We start from the raw sequence: 17,666 nt of genomic DNA, 5'->3' as shown, positions 1-17,666 counted from the left end.
CGGAACGTTACCACTGCCGACCAAGCCAACGGCCGAAACAGCACGCCTTTGAACGACCGGGCGGTACCACCGGTCGATGACCGACCGTGGGAAGATAGACCGCGCTTTCTTCGACGAGCACATCTACCCGAACCTCGGCGCAGACAGGTCGGACGTGACCCTCGGCCCGAAACACGGGGTCGACTTCGGGGTGCTCGACGTCGCCGACAGGGCGGTCGTCACCGCGACGGACCCCATCTCCATCCTGCCGGGCCTCGGCTGGGAGCGTGCGGCCCGGTTCGCACTCGGGGTCGTCCTCGCGGACGTGGCCGTCTCCGGGGTTCCACCGAGCCACCTCACGGTCGAGTTCACCCTGCCGCCGTCGATATCCGACGACGCCTTCGCCAGCGTCTGGAAGACGATGAGCGACGAACTCGACGAACTCGGCGTCTCCGTCCTCACGGGCCACACCGCCCGCTACGACGGCTGCTCGTTCCCGTGGGTGGGTGGCGCGACGGTGCTGGGAGTCGGCCAGCACGACGACGTGATCCGACCGGACGGGGCGCGTCCAGGCGACCATCTACTCGTCACGAGCGGGCCAGCGGTCGAGGCCTGTGCCCTCTTCGCGAGCCTGTTCCCGGGGAAGGTACGCGACGCTCTCGACGGGCGTTCTTCAGGTGAAGACGTGGACCTCGACCGGCTGGCGGCGATGCTCCCGGGGACTGCCCACGTTCGCGATGCGCTCCTCGCGGCCGCGTCCGGACCGGTCACCGCGATGCACGATGCGACCGAGTGTGGACTCCACGGCGCGCTCTGCGAACTGGCCGAGACGGCGGGGGTCAGAATCGACTTCGACTCGGCGGCCGTTCCGGTCGACCCCGACGTGGCCGCCGTGTGTGACGCCTTCGAGATGGACCCGTGGGCGGCGAGCACGTCGAGTACCCTCCTCGTCGCGGTCAGACCCGATGGCGCCGACGCGGTTCTCGACGCGCTCCGGGGGCGGGGGACTGCGATTGCCGACGCTGGGCGCATCAGCGACGGCTCCGGAACCTACGTCGATGGAGAACGAATCGAACACCCAGACGTCGACCCGGCGTGGGAGGTCTGGGGTGAGCTCTCTGGACTCGGCGACTAGCTCGCCGGCTCTCTCGCGACGTCGACGATCCTCCGACCGTCGAGCCGAGGCACCACCTCGCGAGAGGAGAGCGCCATCGCGAACTCGCGGACGTCCTTGCTCCGGACCTCGTGCTTGTCCGGATAGTTCGGACCCTTCGCGTACTCCAGCTGTTCGCGCCAGAGCTCCGCCTCGATGGGAGCCGGTGGGAGTTCGGCGAGATGTCTGGCGACGAGCATCGCGCCGATGGTGTCCTCGGTTGCGGGTTCTCCGTCCTTGCCGGCCGCGACGAGATAGGTCTGGTCGTCGCTATCCTGGAGATGGCGGCCGAGCGCGGCGGCGTTCGTGGTCGAGCCCACGTACACCGTCGTGTCCGGCGCATCGAGAAGGGCGTCGACGGCACGACCACCGTTCGAGGAGGTCATCGCGACGGGTCGGTCGTTCAGGTCGAGCGACTGAACGTAGCTCGGCGAGTTGAAGAAGTCGAAACCGTCGGCCGGTTCGTACCCGGGCATCGTCTCGCCGCCGATGACTGCGTCGGGATTCGACTCACGAAACGCGAACTCGTCCCCTCGTTCTTCGGTGATGTGAACGTACTCGGCCCCGTTCGCCAGTAGCTCGACGACCGTCGTAGAGAAGTGCATGACGTCGACCACGACGTAGTTGCCCGGCCGTGGGTCGGCCGGTAAGTCTTCCAGTCGTTCGACCAGTCGGTTCGTCAGGAAGTCGTCCCAGTCGGCTATCCGTCCGGTCACGAGCAGAAGGTGGATGCCGAGCGATAAGAACGTGTCCCGATTATCGGGTTGTCTGACATTTTCTGTCGGGACAGATGTCAGATACTGCTGGAACCTAGCGTCTTTGTGGGGCGAACAGGCGGCGGTCGCTTCACCTCCGACGCGTCGCCGCACAGCCGCAGAACGTCGGAGGGTCGAGGTCACGTCACGACGCGTTTGGCCGCGTTCTCCTATTTGAATGTCGCCACGAGCAGAACCGAAACCAATCACCCGCTCCGGTGTCAGGTTTCACTCGATGGACCTCCCCGATGCGAGTGTACTCCGGTACTACCTGTACAAGGCCACCAAGGCCGTGGAGTTCTACCGCCCGGTGATGTACCTCTATTTCCTCTCGCAGGGACTCACGTTCACGCAGATTACCGCGCTCGAAGCGACCTACAACCTCGTGACCGTACTCGGTGAGGTCCCGACAGGCTACGTCGGCGACCGGGTCGGCCGTCGGAACAGCCTGCTCCTCGGGACGGGGCTCATCACCGCGACCCTCGTCGGCCTCGGATTCGCCCAGTCGTTTCCGACATTCCTCGCGCTGTACGCCGTCTGGTCGCTGGGCTATGCGTTCCGGTCGGGGACCGAAGACGCCTGGCTCTACGACACGCTCACCGCAGACCTATCCTCGGACGACTTCGCTCGTGTCAGGGGGAGAGGCGAGTCGGTCGCGCTCCTCACGGGCGTCGTCGCTGCGGTGGTCGGCGGTTACCTCGGCGGCGTCGACCTCAGGCTTCCGTTCTGGGTCGCTGCAGTGGTCACGGCGCTCGGGATTCCCGTCCTGCTTTCGCTCCGGGAGCCGGCGACGGTCGAGGGCGCAGGTGGAGACACACTCTCGCCACGACGAGCCCTCGCCATCGCACGAGAGGTACTCACACGACGGCACGTCAGGGCGTTCGTCCTCGCGTACTACCTGTTGTTCGCGGCGGTCCTCTACCTCGTCTTCGTCTTCGTCCAGCCAGTGTTCGAAGCGGTCGTCCTCGACTTCGGACTGCCCAAGTCCGACGTGGAGCGGGCTCTCGGCTGGTACTACGCCGCGATAAGTCTCGTCGGCGCAGCATTGAGTTACAGGGCTGGTGCGATCGAGGAGTTGGTCGGCTTACGCGCGTGGTTCTTCGCGCTACCGTTGCTGGTGGGCGGGGCACTCCTCGCGAGCTGGGCCGTGCCGCTGCTCGCGCTTCCAGTTCTGCTGTTCGTCCGGGGCATCGCCGACACCACCCGCACGTTCGCGAGCCAGTACGTCAACGACCGCATCGATTCCGTCGGACGGGCGACCGTGTTGAGCACGATGGCGATGGTGAGCGCGCTCGCCGTCGTCCCGTTCCAGCTCGGGAGCGGCGTCATCTCCGACCGAACCTCGCCGCTGGTTGCGCTGGCCGTCGCCGGCGTCGTCCTCGTGTGCGGAACCCTCGTGGTCTGGGTGTGGGAGTCCCCATTTCCCGGCATGGACTGAGCGGTCGGAATTAGTGTTATAGTTCCGACCCATACGGAACTGACCCCCGGATAGACGAGAGAATAGTCTGAAACACAATATACCAGATACCGGTATAAAACCACTCTAGCTCGACTCAGAAGGAATTCGTGATATCTTTACCCACTATAATTATATATCCTCTCGACACCTACCACTGTGTGGAGGCTTTTCAACATGCCCATGCAGAACGCTGAACTCATCGCCCAGTACCGCGAGACCCTCGACGCCATCGTCGCCGGCGTCAACGAACAGGACATCTCCGAGTTCGACGGCTACTTCGCCGACGACCTCCAGACCGACATCCCGTTCGGCTGGTCCGGGGAGTATATCTCCAGCTTCGACGACCTCGAGACGTTCTTCGGTGACTACTTCGAGGCGTTCCCGGACTTCGAGCTCGAGCTCGAGTCGTTCTACGCCGACGGGGAGTGGACCTTCTGCTGGCTGAGCTTCTCCGGCACCCACGAGGGTGACTTCTGGGGCTTCGAGCCCAGCGGCGAGTCCTTCTCGACGACGGGCTTCTGGATCAACCGCTTCGACGGCGACCAGATCAGTGAGAGCTACGGCTGGTTCGACTACTTCGACCTGCTGTGCCAGCTCGGCTACGAGTTCTCCTTCGAGAACTGAGCACCGCCGCTCACGTATCACTCGTTTCGAACAGAATCCACCACCGATTAATACCACCCAGTTTTATCACGTGGTATGGACGCGCGACAGCCAGCACCAGTCACTCAGCCGGTCGCACTCACGGTCGCCGGAAGCGACTCCGGTGGCGGTGCCGGCATCCAGGCCGACCTGCACACGATGGCCACGCACGACGTCTTCGGCGTCAGTGCAGTCACCGGCGCCACCGCCCAGCACACCCGCGAGGTCGTCTCGACACACGTTATCCCGCGGGCGAGGGTCGCAGACCAGATAGACGCCTGCTGTACGGACTTCGAGATACGGGCCGTGAAGACGGGGATGCTCGCGACCGCCGAGATAGTCGAGACCGTTACGTCCGGAGTACGTGAGGTCAACGCACCCCTCGTCGTCGACCCCGTCATGGTCGCGACCGCTGGGGACAGACTCCTCGAACGGGACGCCGAGTCGGCGTACGAGGACCTCGTCTCCCACGCGACGCTAGTTACACCGAATACCGACGAGGCGAGGGTTCTGACCGGTATCGACGTGACCGACGAGACGACCGCCCGGGCCGCCGGTGAAGAACTTCGTTCGATGGGTGCAGATGCCGCGCTCGTGACCGGCGGCCATCGCGATACCGGCGCTGTCGTCGACGTTCTCGTCACAGAGGACGGCGATCACCAGTTCACCCATCCACGGGTTACGGACGCAGCGACCCACGGTTCGGGGTGTACACTCTCAGCCGCCATCACAGCACGACTGGCTCACGGTGAACCGCTCGAAACGGCCGTCGGTGAGAGCACCCGATTCCTCGAACGTGCAATTCGATACCACCACGACGTCGGACGGGGCTCTGGGGCGGTCAATCACTGTGTCGACAGGTGGAACGAGGCGAGGGCGAGGGAGACGCTCCACGACGTGGAGTCCGTCGTCTCCTCGTTCGTGACCGCCGACATCTCCGCCCTCGTCCCTGAGGTCGGGACGAACGTCGCTGGCGCGCTTCCGTACGCTGAGCGCGTCGACGAGGTCGCAGCGGTCGACGGTCGGCTATCCCGAGTTCACGACGGCGTCCGCCCAACTGGTGGCGTTCGATTCGGCGCTTCCAGCCACGTCGCCCGGTTCCTCCTCGCCGCTCGAGAGTACGAACCCAGCCTCCGGTTCGCCGCCGACTTCCGGTTCGACGCCGACGTCGAGGCCACGCTCGAGACCCTCGGTTGGTCGGTGGCAGAGTACGACAGAGCCGAGGAACCGGACCCCGACGCAGAGGCGAGTACGATGGGCTGGGGTGCCCAGCAGGCGTTTGCCGATTCTGTCGCCACCCCGTACGCTGTCGTCGACCGAGGTGCAGTCGGGAAGGAACCTATCTGCAAGTTGGTTGCCCGTGACGCCGGGACCCTGGCGGAGAGGTCGTTGACGATGCTCGATTCCTTACCGGGCACGGAGTGAGACCGTGACCGCTTCGAGGATGGCCGAACCGGGGTCGTGTCGTCCCGCCCGGACCCCGACGGCAAGGAACAGCTGATTGGTCGAGGGGCTCGTCCACTCGAACGTCGACTCTGTCGTCCCGACCGGAAGCCCTTCGTGCAGTCCCCCTGTCGTCCACTGGTCCTTCCCCGTCGAGTTACGGCCCGGAGCCGGGAACGACCTGAGTGCCCGCGGCGGGCGTGGTCCGAGGTGACCGAGCAACGAGAGGGTCGCACTTCCGGCCTCGGCTCGGTATGCCGTGACCGAGACCGTGCAGTCGTACGTGGTTCCCGGGCTGACCGGGAGCTCCCGGACCAGCCACACCGCACCGTCGGTCGAGCCGACGTCCGGGATTAGCCGGACGCCGTCACCGGTCCCCTCGACACGCGGCGTCACCACGGTCTGGGTCGCGGGGACCGTCCCAGGAACTGTACTCTCGGGGCTGTCCGCACCGACGGTCCAGCCGGTGATTCCGTCGTCGAACCGGTAGGTGATGTCGACGTTCCGGTCGATCTCGCCGTTCAGCTCGACCACGGTCGTCGCCCCGCTGTCGTCGCTGACCGTTGCACTGACCCGACGTGGTGGTTCCGCCGGTGGACGGTCGATCCGGACGAACAGGGTCGCAACTACTGGACCAGTCACGGACGAATCGGTTCCCTCGGTCGATTCACTGTCACCCGCCTCCGACCGGACCAGTAGCTCGACGTCCGTCTCATCGATCTCGTCGACGCCCTCGACGACGAGCCGAGTGGCCTGCGACACGCCAGAGACCTGGAGGATGGCCAACGACCAGACTTCGAAGGGTGTATCCACGACGAACGACCGAACGCGCTCGTCCGCGAGGGTCGCGGTATCGACCCTGACGCGCTCGTCCGACGGGTCGTCGAACACCGTCAGGTAGTGTGCACGGCGTGACGGGTCGAAGAGACCGTCCCAGAGGACTGGCCCGCCGGAGAACTGGACCGCCTCGAACTGTAGCGACCGGCGGTCGGAACCACCGAGCCGCCCGAGACAGCCGGCGAGCGACCCTGCGATTCCGGCGGCACCCGCTATCAGCACGCCTCGCCGTGTGCTCACGGGGCGAGGTACAGACTCCATGTCGGAACTAGGCGCGCGTCTGAGATAACGGCGGCAGCCACCGCGGCGAATCCTCGGAACCGATTCCTCAGAACCCTGCGGTAGCGAGCGCGAAGGTCGAGAATATCATCGCGATCGCGACGGCCGAACCCTGTAGCATCGCGATATCCGGTGGAACGTTGAACGCTACTCCCATCGCGACGGTCGTCAAGAAGCCGAAGACCGCGTAGACGAGCGCACGGATGAGTCGGTTCGGGTCGGCAGCCATACACCCAACGCACGCGGGAACTGCCAAAACGCTTTGCAATGGCTCGGGACGCGATTCGAACCCGCAGGGTTTTACCGCGCCTGCCGACCACTGTCTTCCATGACAGAGGCGACGGGCATCGTCGGGGAGTTCCTCTCGCTCAAAGCGGACACCGACGCCGACGTACTGGCGATGCAGTGTGGTGACTTCTACGAGTTCTTCGCCGACGACGCAGAACTCGTCGCGGCAGAGCTGGACCTGAAGGTGAGCCAGAAGTCGAGCCACGGCTCGTCGTACCCGATGGCTGGCGTCCCACTCACCGAGCTGACCCCGTACCTCAAAGCGCTCGTCGAACGCGGCTACCGGGTCGCGGTGGCAGACCAACGCGAGGGTGACGACGGCCTCTATCGCGAGGTCGTCAAGGTCGTCACACCGGGGACGCTCCTCGAGACGACCAGTGCCGACGCTCAGTACCTCGCGACGGTCGTACGCGACGGCAGCGAGTTCGGCCTCGCCTTCGCCGACGTGACGACAGGGCGCTTCCTCGTGACGAACGTCACTGACGCCGAGACCGCAATGACGGAGCTGTACCGGTTCTCTCCCGCAGAGGTGCTCCCTGGCCCGGGCCTCCGGACTGACGAAGAGTTCTGCGACCGCGTCCGCGACCGGACGGGCGCCAGAATCAGCGAGTTCGACGCCGACGCGTTCGCGCCCGGCCGGGCGACGCACACCGCCCGTGAACACTTCGGCCAGGAGACCTTCGACAGCCTCGGTGTTTCGGACCTCGCGGTCCGGGCCGGCGGCGCAGTCCTCGCCTACGTCGAGGAGACCGGAACCGGCGTGCTGGCGTCGATGACGCGCGTCCAGCCCTACCACGGCACCGACCACGTCGAGCTCGACGCGACGACCCAGCGTAACCTCGAGCTGACCGAGACGATGCACGGTGACCGGGCTGGTAGCCTGTTCGCGACGATCGACCACACCGTCACGAGTCCCGGTGGGCGCCTGCTCAAGGAGTGGATTCAGCGACCCCGGCAGGACCTCTCGGTGCTGTCGAAACGACAGGAGTCGGTCGCGGCCCTCGCCGCGGGTGCTCTCGGCCGTGAAGAGTTGCGGGACCTACTCGATGCCGCCTACGACCTCGAACGACTCGCGTCGAAGAGCGTCAGCGGGAGCGCCGACGCTGGCGACCTGCTCCGGGTCCGCGAGACGCTCGCGGTGCTCCCGGACCTCGCCGACGCCATCGACGCGTCGCCGGACCTCGCAGACTCCCCGCTCTCGGCAGTCGTCGACCGTCCCGACCGTGCGGCTGCGGCTGCCCTCCGAGAAGAACTCGACGACGCGCTGGCCGAGGACCCGCCACAGACCGTTACGCAGGGCGGGCTGTTCCAGCGAGGCTACGACGACGAACTGGACCAGTTGGTCGAGCGCCACGAGTCCGTCCAGGACTACTTCGACTCACTCGCCGACCGGGTCAAGCACGAGTACGGCCTGAGCCACGTCTCGCTCAACCGGAACAAGACCGACGGCCACACGATACAGGTCGGCCGGTCGGTCGCCGACCAGGTCCCCGAGCACTTCGAGCACGTGAAGACGCTCAAGAGCTCGAAGCGGTTCACGACCGACGAACTCGAGGAGAAAGAGCGCGAATTGCTGCGGCTCGAAGAACGTCGCGGCGACCTCGAGTACGAGCTGTTCCAGCAGCTCAGAGAGCGCGTCGCGACGAAGGCGGAGCTACTGCAGGACGTCGGCCGTGCCGTCGCCGAGGTCGATGCGCTCCAGAGCCTCGCCACACACGCGGTGACCAACGACTGGACGCGTCCCGAACTGACCGAAGGGCGGGCTCTCGACGTCCGGCAGGGTCGTCACCCCGTCGTCGAGCAGACCGTGCAGTTCGTCCCCAACGACTGCCGGATGGACGACGAGAGCACCTTCACCATCGTCACGGGGCCGAACATGAGCGGAAAGTCGACATACATGCGCCAGACCGCGCTCATCGTCCTGCTCGCGCAGATCGGCAGCTTCGTTCCGGCGAAGGAGGCGACGGTGGGACTGGTCGACGGCATCTTCACGCGGGTCGGCGCGCTCGACGAGCTGGCGCAGGGCCGCTCCACCTTCATGGTCGAGATGCAGGAGCTCTCGAACATCCTCCACTCCGCGACCGAGGACTCGCTCGTCATCCTCGACGAGGTGGGCCGCGGGACCGCGACCTACGACGGCATCTCCATCGCCTGGGCCGCCGTCGAGTACCTGCACAACGAGATTCGCGCGAAGACGCTGTTCGCGACGCACTACCACGAACTGACGGCGCTCGCTGACCACCTCGACCGCGTGCGGAACGTCCACGTCGCGGCCGACGAGCGCGACGGCGACGTGACCTTCCTTCGGACGGTTCGCGAGGGGCCAACCGACCGCTCATACGGTATCCACGTCGCCGACCTCGCCGGGGTCCCCGGGCCCGTGGTCGACCGTTCGCGCGACGTGCTCGAACGACTGCGCCAGGAGAAGGCCATCGAGGCGAAAGGCGGCTCCTCGTCGAGTGGCGAGACGAAGCAGGTCGTCTTCGACCTCGGAAGCGGTAGCATGGCCACTGCCGACGGTGGGAGTGCGGGTGGGGACGACGACGACGAACCCGAACTCGACCCCGAGACCCAGGCGGTGCTCGACGAACTGGACGACCTCGACGTGAGCCACGTCTCGCCGGTCGAGCTGATGGGGAAAGTGCAAACGTGGCAGGAACGGCGAGAGTCGTCGAAGCGGTAGCTGGGCGGTTGGCAAACAGGGACCACGTGGGGGAAGACGCGTCGGCGTGGACCACACCCGCCTGGACCGACGCGTGGTTTCTGGTCAGGACATGCCGGCGATTGCGGCGTTTTCGTATTTGAATCCTGAGTTGGCCAGCCGCGCACGAACCATATTTGATGCCCCATCCCGATAGACGCAGACAGCAACCATGCCGGACACCGACATCCGCCGTCTCGACCAGGCCACGATAGAGCGAATCGCGGCCGGCGAGGTAGTCGAGCGCCCGGCGTCCGTCGTCAAGGAGCTCGTCGAGAACAGCCTCGACGCAGACGCGGACCGGGTGACAGTGGCGGTCGAGGAGGGGGGAATCGACGGTATCACCATCTCGGACGACGGCGTCGGGATGACCGAGGTGGACGTCCGCGCCGCGGTCCAGGAGCACACGACGAGCAAGATCGGCGACATCGACGACCTCGAAGGCGGCGTCTCGACGCTCGGGTTCCGCGGCGAGGCCCTGCACACCATCGGGGCAGTCTCCCGGATGACCATCCGGACGAAGCCGCGCGACGACCCCGACGCTGAGGGTACCGAACTCCAGTACGAGGGCGGCGAGGTCGAGTCGGTCCGGCCTGCGGGCTGTCCCGTCGGGACGACCATCGAGGTCTCCGACCTGTTCTACAACACGCCGGCGCGGAAGAAGTACCTCAAGACCCGCGCGACGGAGTTCAGCCACGTCAACCGGGTCGTGACGCGCTACGCACTCGCCAACCCGAACGTGGCGGTAACGCTGGAACACGACGGACGCGAGGTGTTCGCGACGACTGGGCGCGGCAACCGGCGCTCGACCGTCATGAACGTCTACGGGAAGGAGGTCGCGAAGGCGATGCACCCGGTCGACCTCGACGCGGCGGACGACCCGCGCGAGACACCCCTCGATGCGGTCTCCGGCCTCGTCTCGCACCCGGAGACCACGCGGAGCACCCGCGAGTACGTCTCGACCTTCGTCAACGGCCGGTACGTCACATCGAAGCTGGTCCGGGACGCCGTCCTCGACGCCTACGGCGGCCAGCTCGCCTCGGACCGCTACCCGTTCGTCGTCCTCTTCCTCGAACTGCCCCCGGGCGAGGTCGACGTCAACGTCCACCCGCGCAAGATGGAAGTCCGGTTCGGCGACGAGGCGGGCGTCCGCCGACAGGTCCGGAACGCCGTCGAGGACGCCCTGCTCGACGCCGGATTGCTCCGGTCGTCGGCACCCCGGGGACGGTCGAAGGCGGCCGAAGCGGCGGTTCGGCCTGAATCCGACACGGGCGAGTCGGAGGAGATGGGGAGTGGCCAGACGAAGTCGAGCCAGCCAGGCGAGACGCCAGTCGAACGGACTGAGTCGAGCTCGCCAGCCGAGAGGTCAGGCGACCAGGCGGGACGCACGACCGACACTGGCCACAGCGAGTCGACCGGGTCGGTGGCGGCCGACGACGACGCGTCCGGAACGGCCACGAGCGAGACCGCGACGACCGAGGCGGAGACAGAAGCCGACGAACCGACCGACCGGTACGCCGACCAGGGCTGGGCACCGCCGGACGAAGGCGACGGCGAGGACGATGGGACTGCGGCCTCTACCAGTGGTGCCGCCGAAACGAGCCCGGGGACCGCCGAGACGACGACCGGTCGAACCCGAAAGCGACCCGACCCGGACGACCTCGGGGACTTCGCACCCGGAGGAGGCGCCACAGGCGAGCCCACTGCGACGGTCGACGTTCAGGAAGCAGAGACGGGGTCAGGTAGCCACGACGTGTCGAGTGGTGACATGGACACCACGATGTCCGCAGAAACAGGTCACGAACCCGCACCATCACGCAAGTTCCGCGGCGACCAGACCCAGACGACCCTGACGGGTGAGAGCGCCACCGACCCCGAGGAGTACGAGACGCTGCCCAGCCTGGACGTGCTCGGTCAGTACCGCGACACCTACCTCGTCGCCGAGTCCGACGTCGGGCTCGTGCTGGTCGACCAGCACGCTGCGGACGAACGGGTCAACTACGAACGGCTGAAGGCGGCCTTCGCCGACGGTGCGACGGCCCAGGCGCTCGCCGAACCGGTCGACCTCGAACTCACGTCGGGCGAGGCGGCGGTGTTCCCGGACTACCAGGAAGCGCTCGCCGAACTCGGCTTCCGGGCGGAACTCGTCGAGGGGAAGACGGTCCGTGTCTCGTCCGTCCCCGCGGTGTTCCGGAAGACGCTCGCGCCGAAAGACGTCCGCGACGTGCTCGCCGGCTTCGTCGCCGAGGAGGAGCTGGGCGACGAGACGGTCGAACAGCTGGCCGACCACTTCATCGCCGACCTGGCGTGCTACCCGTCCATCACGGGCAACACGTCGCTGACGGAGGGGTCGGTCGTCGATCTGCTCGTGGCGCTCGACGACTGCGAGAACCCGTGGGCCTGCCCGCACGGCCGGCCGACCGTCGTCAAGTTCGACGAGGGAGAGATAGAAGACCGGTTCGAGCGAGACTACCCGGGTCACGGCGGCCGGCGAGAGCGCTGAGTCTCGAACGGGTGAGTCCCGAACGGGTGAGCGCCGAGTCCCAAACACGAGACCGGGTCACCGCAACCCGTTTTCCACCAGCTCGCGAACGGGACGGTATGAGAGAGATAGACGGCAGCGACGGTGGCGGACAGATCCTCCGCTCGTCGCTCACCCTCGCCGCGCTCACGGGTGAGGCGGTGCGCATCGAGCACATCCGGGGGTCGCGACCGTCGCCCGGGCTGAAGCCTCAGCACCTCACAGCTGTCCGGGCGGTGTCGGCCGTCTGCGACGCGACCGTCCAGGGGGCCGACGAGGGAAGCGAGGAGCTCGTCTTCGAACCCAGCTCGCTCCGTCCCGGCGCGTACCGGTTCGACGTCGGAACCGCCGGAAGCGTCACGCTCGTCTTCGAGACGCTGCTTCCCCTCGCGACCGCACTCGGCGAGCCGCTCTCGGTGACGGTCACCGGCGGGACGGACGTGAAGTGGGCGCCGACGATGGCCCACTACCAGCACGTCAAGCTCCCCCTCCTCCGCCGGTTCGGGCTGTTCGCGACGGTCGAGGAGGAGATAGCCGGGTTCTACCCACGCGGTGGCGGCGAGGCGACGCTTCGGCTCGCACCCTCCGACCCGTCACGGATCGAACTGACGGAACGAGGAGAGCTCCGAGGCGTCCGGGTCTACTCGACTGAGTCCGCAGACCTCGCCAGCGCCGACGTCGCCGCCCGGCAGGCAACGGCCGCCGTCCCGGAGTTCGACGGGGCGGCCCGCGTCCCGACCCGCGAGCGCGTCCTCCGGACCGTCGAATCGCCAGCGACGGGGACCGCGGTCTGCGTCAGACTCGACTACGCGAAGACGCTCGCGGGCTTCGACGCGCTGGGCGAACCGGGCGTCCCGGCGGAAGAGGTCGGACGCGAGGCAGCTACGGCGGCCAGGAGCTTCCACGAGGGAGCGGGCGCCGTCGACCCGCACGTCGCCGACCAGCTCGTCCTCCCGCTGGCCCTCTGCGGTGGCCGGGTCCGCGTGTCCCACGTCACCCCGCACGTCGCGACCAACGTCGGCGTCATGCGGGCGTTCGGGTACGATATCGACGTCGACGAGCGAGGGACGCACGCAATTCTTTCCGCCTGAGGAGGGGACACTTATGCCGGCGCCCTCCGTTCACGCGAGCATGAATGGAGAACGTGTGACGGCCACGCCGTCGGGGTGGCGATGAGCGACGACCTCGTGACGTTCGGCGAATCGATGCTGCGACTCTCACCACCGGACGACGAACGGGTCGAGACGGCCCGCTCGCTCGAGGTTCACGCGGCGGGCGCGGAGTCGAACGCGGCCATCGCGGCGGAACGGATGGGTGCCGTCGCGTCCTGGCTGTCGAAGCTCCCGGACACGCCGCCGGGTCGGCGGGTTGCGAGCGGCATCCGCAAACACGACATCGACGTCGACGTCGTCTGGACCGACGAAGGGCGTGTCGGCACGTACTACCTCGAACAGGGTGGGAGCCCACGAGGGACGAACGTCGTCTACGACCGTGCGAACTCCGTCATCTCGCAGGCCGAGGCCGGCGAGTTCAACCTCGACCGGATCCGCGAGGCCAGCGCGTTCTTCACCACGGGCATCACCCCGGCCCTGTCGCCGACCGCCCGCGAGACCACACTGAACCTCATCAAGGTCGCCCGGCAGGCCGGCACCATGACCGCCATGGACGTGAACTACCGCGAGAAGCTCTGGTCGCCCTCGGAGGCACGTTCGACCCTGACCCGGCTGTGGAAGGGCATCGATGTCCTCATCATCGGGATGAAAGACGCAGAGCGGGTACTCGATTACGAGGGCAAGCCGGAGCAGCTCGCACACCACCTGTCGAGCGAGTACGACCTCAAGACGGTCGTCGTCACCCGCGGCTCGAACGGCGCACTCGCCTTGCACGACAACGTCGTCTACCGACAGGACGCCTACGACACCGATACGCACGACCCCATCGGCTCCGGCGACGCCTTCACGGGGGCGTTCCTCGCCCGGAGACTCTGTGGCGACGACGTCCAGCGAGCGCTCCAGTACGGCGCCGCGACGGCGGCCCTGAAACGGACCATCCCTGGCGACGTGGCGACCGTGACGAAGCGCGAAGCCGAGAAGGTCATCTCGGACGCGGGCGGTGCCATCTCGCGGTAGCTGAGAAGAGTCTCGCTACCCGACAGGTGAAGACACGGCGAGGCGACCGTCGCGCATTCGGGGAGAACCACTTTTACCATCGCTCTCCACGTTCGGCAGTATGGTACACGTCGCTATCATCGGAGCGTACGGGAGTGCCGGGACGGCCGTCGCCGGCGAGCTCGTCGACGAGCCGGGCGTCGAGCTGACCCTCATCGACGACGGCGAACCTGGCGGCGGTCTCTGTATCTTGCGCGGCTGTATGCCCTCGAAGGAGGTCCTCTCTGCGGCCGCTCATCGGTTCCAGGCCAGACACGACCATCGTCTCGATGGCGACCTTCCCGACGTCGACCTCGAGTCCGTCGTCGAGACGAAGAACGAGCACGTCTCCTCGTTCGCGGAGCACCGCCGCGGCGCGGTCCACGACATGGCCGAGCGTGACAACGTCGAGTTCATCCACGACACGGCCCGGTTCGTCGACGACCGGGTCATCCGGGTCGGCGACCAGACCATCGAACCGGACTACGTCGTCGTCGCGACCGGCTCGGTCCTGAACGTGCCTCGGCTCCCTGGCATGGACGACGTCTCCTTCATGTCGAGCGCGGACGTACTCGATGCGACGGAGCTGCCGGAATCGGGCATCGTGATGGGCTTCGGCTACGTCGGCATGGAGCTCGTCCCCTACCTCGCCGAGGCCGGCACCTCGCTCACCGTGGTCGAACACGACGACCGTCCGATAGACGAGGCCGACGCTCCGTTCGGCGACGCCGCACTCGACATCTACGAGGAGAACTGGGACCTCGAGGTACTCCGGAACACGTACGAACAGCGTATCGAACCGACTGCCGACGGCGGTGTCCGTCTGTTCGTCGAGGACGAGGACGGCGAGGAGCACGCACACGAGGCCGACGAGCTGTTCGTCTTCACCGGCCGGCGTCCGAACGTCGACCGACTCGGATTCGAAGAGACGGCCATCGAGCCGAGCGAGGGCTGGGTCGACGACACGATGCAGGCCCGGGATGACGACCGCGTCTTCGTCGTCGGGGACGTCAACGGCAAGGAGCCCATCCTCCACGTCGCGAAAGAACAGGGCTTCACGGCGGCGGACAACATCCTCGCGCACCAACAGGGCGACTCGCTCACCCGGTACGAGAACGTCCATCACCACGTCATCTTCTCCGGACTCGGCGTCTATCCGTTCGCCCGCGTCGGCCACTCCAAGGAGTCCGCCGAAGAGGCGGGACTCGACTTCGTCCACGTCTCGCGCGAGGCGAGCGACGACGGTGTGTTCAAGACGAAGGACGTCCCAGAGGGACGAGCCTCGCTGGTGGTCGACGCGAACGACGGGACCGTCCTCGGCTACCAGGGACTGCACTACCACGCCGACGTGATGGCGAAGACCATGCAGGTGGCCGTCGAGATGGAACTCGACGTCCGGGACCTCCCCGACCGGGCGTACCATCCGACGACGCCCGAGATACTGGATGGACTGTTCCGCGACGCGGCGGCGCAGCTGTAGTCTCCTGGGAATCTTCCTTGTAAAACCCATCCCAAAATCGAGGGAGACAGATAAGTCCCGAAACCGTTTGTTTCAGTAATAATTAACGGCAATATTCTATGCCTATCGTAAATGGCAATATCAGTACGGACATTCATTCAAGTGCGACGTCATGAGCACGGCAGGACAGGTTTCGGTGCCGATAACGGTCCCTAGCCGTGCCCGCGGTGAGGCGATTCCCGCTCGATAAATATTCCAGACACACACATGTCAGAGAAGAACTCTAAGCAGATCGCAGCGCTCGATGAGCGACTCGACCGACTCGAAGCCGAGAACGAAGCGCTCAAACAGAAGCTCTCGGAGCAGTCTTCCTCCTCGTGGAGTTCCTCGACGCGACGCGGAATGCTCGCCGGGCTCGCGGGGCTCGGTGGTGCAGCTGCACTCGGCGCGGGTGCCAGTGACCCCGCAGCCGCGGCGACGACCGACGAACCGGCGAGCGACGTCCAGTATATCGGGAACGGTGACACCATACAGGCGGCGATCGACGACGAGACGGGCGGCTGGTCCAACCCGGTCCACATCGTCGTGACGCCCGGATACGATTCCTCCGCAGAGAACTTCCCCATCGTCGTCGACCGACGGGCGGTGATCAAAGGTTCCGTCTACTCAAGCATCGACAACAGCGACGACACGGTCAACACAATCGAGATAAACATCGGCGGCGCCGGGAGTGGCACCAACAACCGACCGCCGGGTGTCGTACTGAAAGACCTCAGCATCAACGGCGGTAATCACGGTATCAAACTCGCGGAGGGCCGATACTGCGCCTTCTACAACATCGACGTGAACGACGTGGCGACGGACGCGTATCACTTCGAGGACAAGGCGAACAACGTGGCCGTCAATACCCACCGGATGATCGGCTGTTACTCTGACAGTCCCGGGAGATACAACGTCTACTGCGGTTCCGGCGTCAACGACATCATGCAGGTCGGCTGTCAGCACTACTACGCCGGCGTCCGTGGCGTGAAGGTCGCGAGCGGCAACTACAGCAGTTCGATGATCAACTCCGGCGTCGAGCAGGCGCAGGAGTACGGGCTCGAGATAAACGGTGTCGGCTTCACCGTCGACGGCGGCTACTTCGAGAACAACTACAAGGGCTCGACCGACGCCGGCGCCGACATCCAGACCTCAGGCGGTGCCGAAGGGTTCACCATTCGGAACTGTTACTTCAACGGCTGGGGCAACGAGAAACGCGCGATCAGAACGTTCTCCGGCGGTTCAGGCGTCATCGAGTCGTGTTCCTACCGCAACTACACGACCGACTTCGTCTTCCTCGACGACTCGACCGACGTCGACGTCCGCCGGTCGACGCACACGGCCCTCGACAGCACGTCCTTCGGCGGCGCGAGCGGATCCGGCGCGACCCGTCCCCGCAGCGATGGCATCATCGGGGCGAACGAGAACGGCATCGACCTCTCGAGCGTCACCGGCAAGTACGTCGGAGACGTCGGACTCGACGACGGTACCAACACGGAGTACGGCGACCCGGACCTCTGCGTCTGGACGGGGAACGCCTGGCGACAGACGGGAACCGGGACCACGTTCTGACGTCGGTACCTCGACGGTCTCTTCCCCATCGGTTCGCCACGCTCCGATGACTCGCTGACGGTGCAGTCACGAGGGTCGGTACGTCCGGCCACAGTCTCTCCTCACACCCGTCCTCTTTCTCCGCACGCCGGTCGGCCTACCCCGGCAAGTGTCGTCGATGGCTGGACCACACGAACGGGGACGACTATGTCAATAAATAACCTCTTTCAAAGGATGTCAATCCCATAACATAAATAAACACAGGAACATGTCTATTTCAACAATTGGCATAGTGTCTCAAAACACGCTCTAAATGCCCCTAACAACCTGTTGGTGCAGGCACCCACGTGCTAACTCGATACACGTATTCGATAGCCATGAGTATTAAGTATCACACCTTGACAAATATTTAT

Annotated in this window: 13 protein-coding genes; 10 read left to right on the top strand and 3 right to left on the bottom strand. The window is 65.9% G+C overall.

The features are described from left to right. The first annotated feature begins 76 nt into the window (after positions 1–76). Entirely contained in the window at positions 77–1,114 is a 1,038-nt protein-coding gene (locus ACSC1Y_RS11365; protein WP_435334961.1) for an AIR synthase family protein, read from the top strand. On the opposite strand, the gene ACSC1Y_RS11360 is transcribed toward ACSC1Y_RS11365, so the two are convergent. Next, positions 1,111–1,848 carry a 2-phosphosulfolactate phosphatase gene (locus ACSC1Y_RS11360; RefSeq protein ID WP_435334960.1) on the bottom strand — a complete coding sequence of 246 codons (738 nt, stop codon included), beginning with the start codon at positions 1,846–1,848 and terminating at the stop codon, positions 1,111–1,113. The genes ACSC1Y_RS11365 and ACSC1Y_RS11360 overlap by 4 nt on opposite strands. Positions 1,849–2,122: 274 nt before the next feature. Between ACSC1Y_RS11360 and ACSC1Y_RS11355 the strand changes: the two genes are divergently transcribed. The 3 genes from ACSC1Y_RS11355 to thiD all read left to right on the top strand — a co-directional run bounded on the left by ACSC1Y_RS11355 (position 2,123) and on the right by thiD (position 5,413). Beyond that, positions 2,123–3,325 carry an MFS transporter gene (locus ACSC1Y_RS11355; RefSeq protein ID WP_435334959.1) on the top strand — a complete coding sequence of 401 codons (1,203 nt, stop codon included), beginning with the start codon at positions 2,123–2,125 and terminating at the stop codon, positions 3,323–3,325. Positions 3,326–3,520: 195 nt separating this feature from the next. Then, entirely contained in the window at positions 3,521–3,970 is a 450-nt protein-coding gene (locus tag ACSC1Y_RS11350) for an ester cyclase (protein WP_435334958.1), read from the top strand. A 75-nt stretch (positions 3,971–4,045) separates the two neighbouring features. Next, the gene (gene thiD / locus ACSC1Y_RS11345) at positions 4,046–5,413 is read left to right on the top strand and encodes a bifunctional hydroxymethylpyrimidine kinase/phosphomethylpyrimidine kinase (protein WP_435334957.1); all 1,368 of its coding nucleotides are present in this window, start codon (positions 4,046–4,048) and stop codon (positions 5,411–5,413) included. Here the strand turns inward: thiD and ACSC1Y_RS11340 are convergent. Both ACSC1Y_RS11340 and ACSC1Y_RS11335 read right to left on the bottom strand, forming a co-directional pair. Then, positions 5,396–6,508, bottom strand: coding sequence for a hypothetical protein (locus ACSC1Y_RS11340; RefSeq protein WP_435334956.1), 1,113 nt, complete (start codon positions 6,506–6,508; stop codon positions 5,396–5,398). The genes thiD and ACSC1Y_RS11340 overlap by 18 nt on opposite strands. A gap of 88 nt (positions 6,509–6,596) precedes the next feature. Beyond that, on the bottom strand, positions 6,597–6,776 hold the full coding sequence (locus tag ACSC1Y_RS11335; protein ID WP_435334955.1) for a hypothetical protein: 180 nt from the start codon (positions 6,774–6,776) through the stop codon (positions 6,597–6,599). 99 nt (positions 6,777–6,875) lie between these two features. On the opposite strand from ACSC1Y_RS11335, the gene mutS reads away from it, so the two are divergent. From mutS to ACSC1Y_RS11305, 6 genes are all read left to right on the top strand, one after another. Beyond that, complete coding sequence (gene mutS / locus ACSC1Y_RS11330; RefSeq protein WP_435334954.1) at positions 6,876–9,518, top strand: DNA mismatch repair protein MutS; 2,643 nt, start codon at positions 6,876–6,878, stop codon at positions 9,516–9,518. Between the two features lie 190 nt (positions 9,519–9,708). Then, on the top strand, positions 9,709–12,039 hold the full coding sequence (mutL, locus tag ACSC1Y_RS11325; RefSeq protein WP_435334953.1) for a DNA mismatch repair endonuclease MutL: 2,331 nt from the start codon (positions 9,709–9,711) through the stop codon (positions 12,037–12,039). Between the two features lie 98 nt (positions 12,040–12,137). Continuing rightward, positions 12,138–13,148, top strand: coding sequence for an RNA 3'-terminal phosphate cyclase (gene rtcA, locus ACSC1Y_RS11320; RefSeq protein WP_435334952.1), 1,011 nt, complete (start codon positions 12,138–12,140; stop codon positions 13,146–13,148). Positions 13,149–13,229: 81 nt separating this feature from the next. Then, on the top strand, positions 13,230–14,186 hold the full coding sequence (kdgK1, locus tag ACSC1Y_RS11315; protein WP_435334951.1) for a bifunctional 2-dehydro-3-deoxygluconokinase/2-dehydro-3-deoxygalactonokinase: 957 nt from the start codon (positions 13,230–13,232) through the stop codon (positions 14,184–14,186). Positions 14,187–14,286: 100 nt separating this feature from the next. Next, on the top strand, positions 14,287–15,684 hold the full coding sequence (locus ACSC1Y_RS11310; RefSeq protein WP_435334950.1) for a dihydrolipoyl dehydrogenase family protein: 1,398 nt from the start codon (positions 14,287–14,289) through the stop codon (positions 15,682–15,684). A gap of 246 nt (positions 15,685–15,930) precedes the next feature. Next, a complete protein-coding gene (locus ACSC1Y_RS11305) occupies positions 15,931–17,274 on the top strand; it encodes a hypothetical protein (protein ID WP_435334948.1) in 1,344 nt (447 codons plus the stop codon). Positions 17,275–17,666 lie beyond the last annotated feature (392 nt).

This window comes from Haloarchaeobius lipolyticus, from assembly GCF_051208015.1.
Taxonomy (GTDB): Archaea; Halobacteriota; Halobacteria; order Halobacteriales; family Natrialbaceae; genus Haloarchaeobius.
The sequence above is the reverse complement of the archived record's forward strand: the minus strand, read 5'-3'. Positions and strand labels throughout refer to the sequence as shown.

Excerpts from the sequence above, each read along its gene's own strand:
- ACSC1Y_RS11365 (WP_435334961.1), top strand. The coding sequence starts at position 77 with ATGACCGACCGTGGGAAGATAGACCGCGCTTTCTTCGACGAGCACATC.
- ACSC1Y_RS11355 (WP_435334959.1), top strand. The coding sequence starts at position 2,123 with ATGGACCTCCCCGATGCGAGTGTACTCCGGTACTACCTGTACAAGGCC.
- ACSC1Y_RS11350 (WP_435334958.1), top strand. The coding sequence starts at position 3,521 with ATGCCCATGCAGAACGCTGAACTCATCGCCCAGTACCGCGAGACCCTC.
- thiD (WP_435334957.1), top strand. The coding sequence starts at position 4,046 with ATGGACGCGCGACAGCCAGCACCAGTCACTCAGCCGGTCGCACTCACG.
- ACSC1Y_RS11335 (WP_435334955.1), bottom strand. The coding sequence starts at position 6,776 with ATGGCTGCCGACCCGAACCGACTCATCCGTGCGCTCGTCTACGCGGTC.
- mutS (WP_435334954.1), top strand. The coding sequence starts at position 6,876 with ATGACAGAGGCGACGGGCATCGTCGGGGAGTTCCTCTCGCTCAAAGCG.
- mutL (WP_435334953.1), top strand. The coding sequence starts at position 9,709 with ATGCCGGACACCGACATCCGCCGTCTCGACCAGGCCACGATAGAGCGA.
- rtcA (WP_435334952.1), top strand. The coding sequence starts at position 12,138 with ATGAGAGAGATAGACGGCAGCGACGGTGGCGGACAGATCCTCCGCTCG.
- kdgK1 (WP_435334951.1), top strand. The coding sequence starts at position 13,230 with ATGAGCGACGACCTCGTGACGTTCGGCGAATCGATGCTGCGACTCTCA.
- ACSC1Y_RS11310 (WP_435334950.1), top strand. The coding sequence starts at position 14,287 with ATGGTACACGTCGCTATCATCGGAGCGTACGGGAGTGCCGGGACGGCC.
- ACSC1Y_RS11305 (WP_435334948.1), top strand. The coding sequence starts at position 15,931 with ATGTCAGAGAAGAACTCTAAGCAGATCGCAGCGCTCGATGAGCGACTC.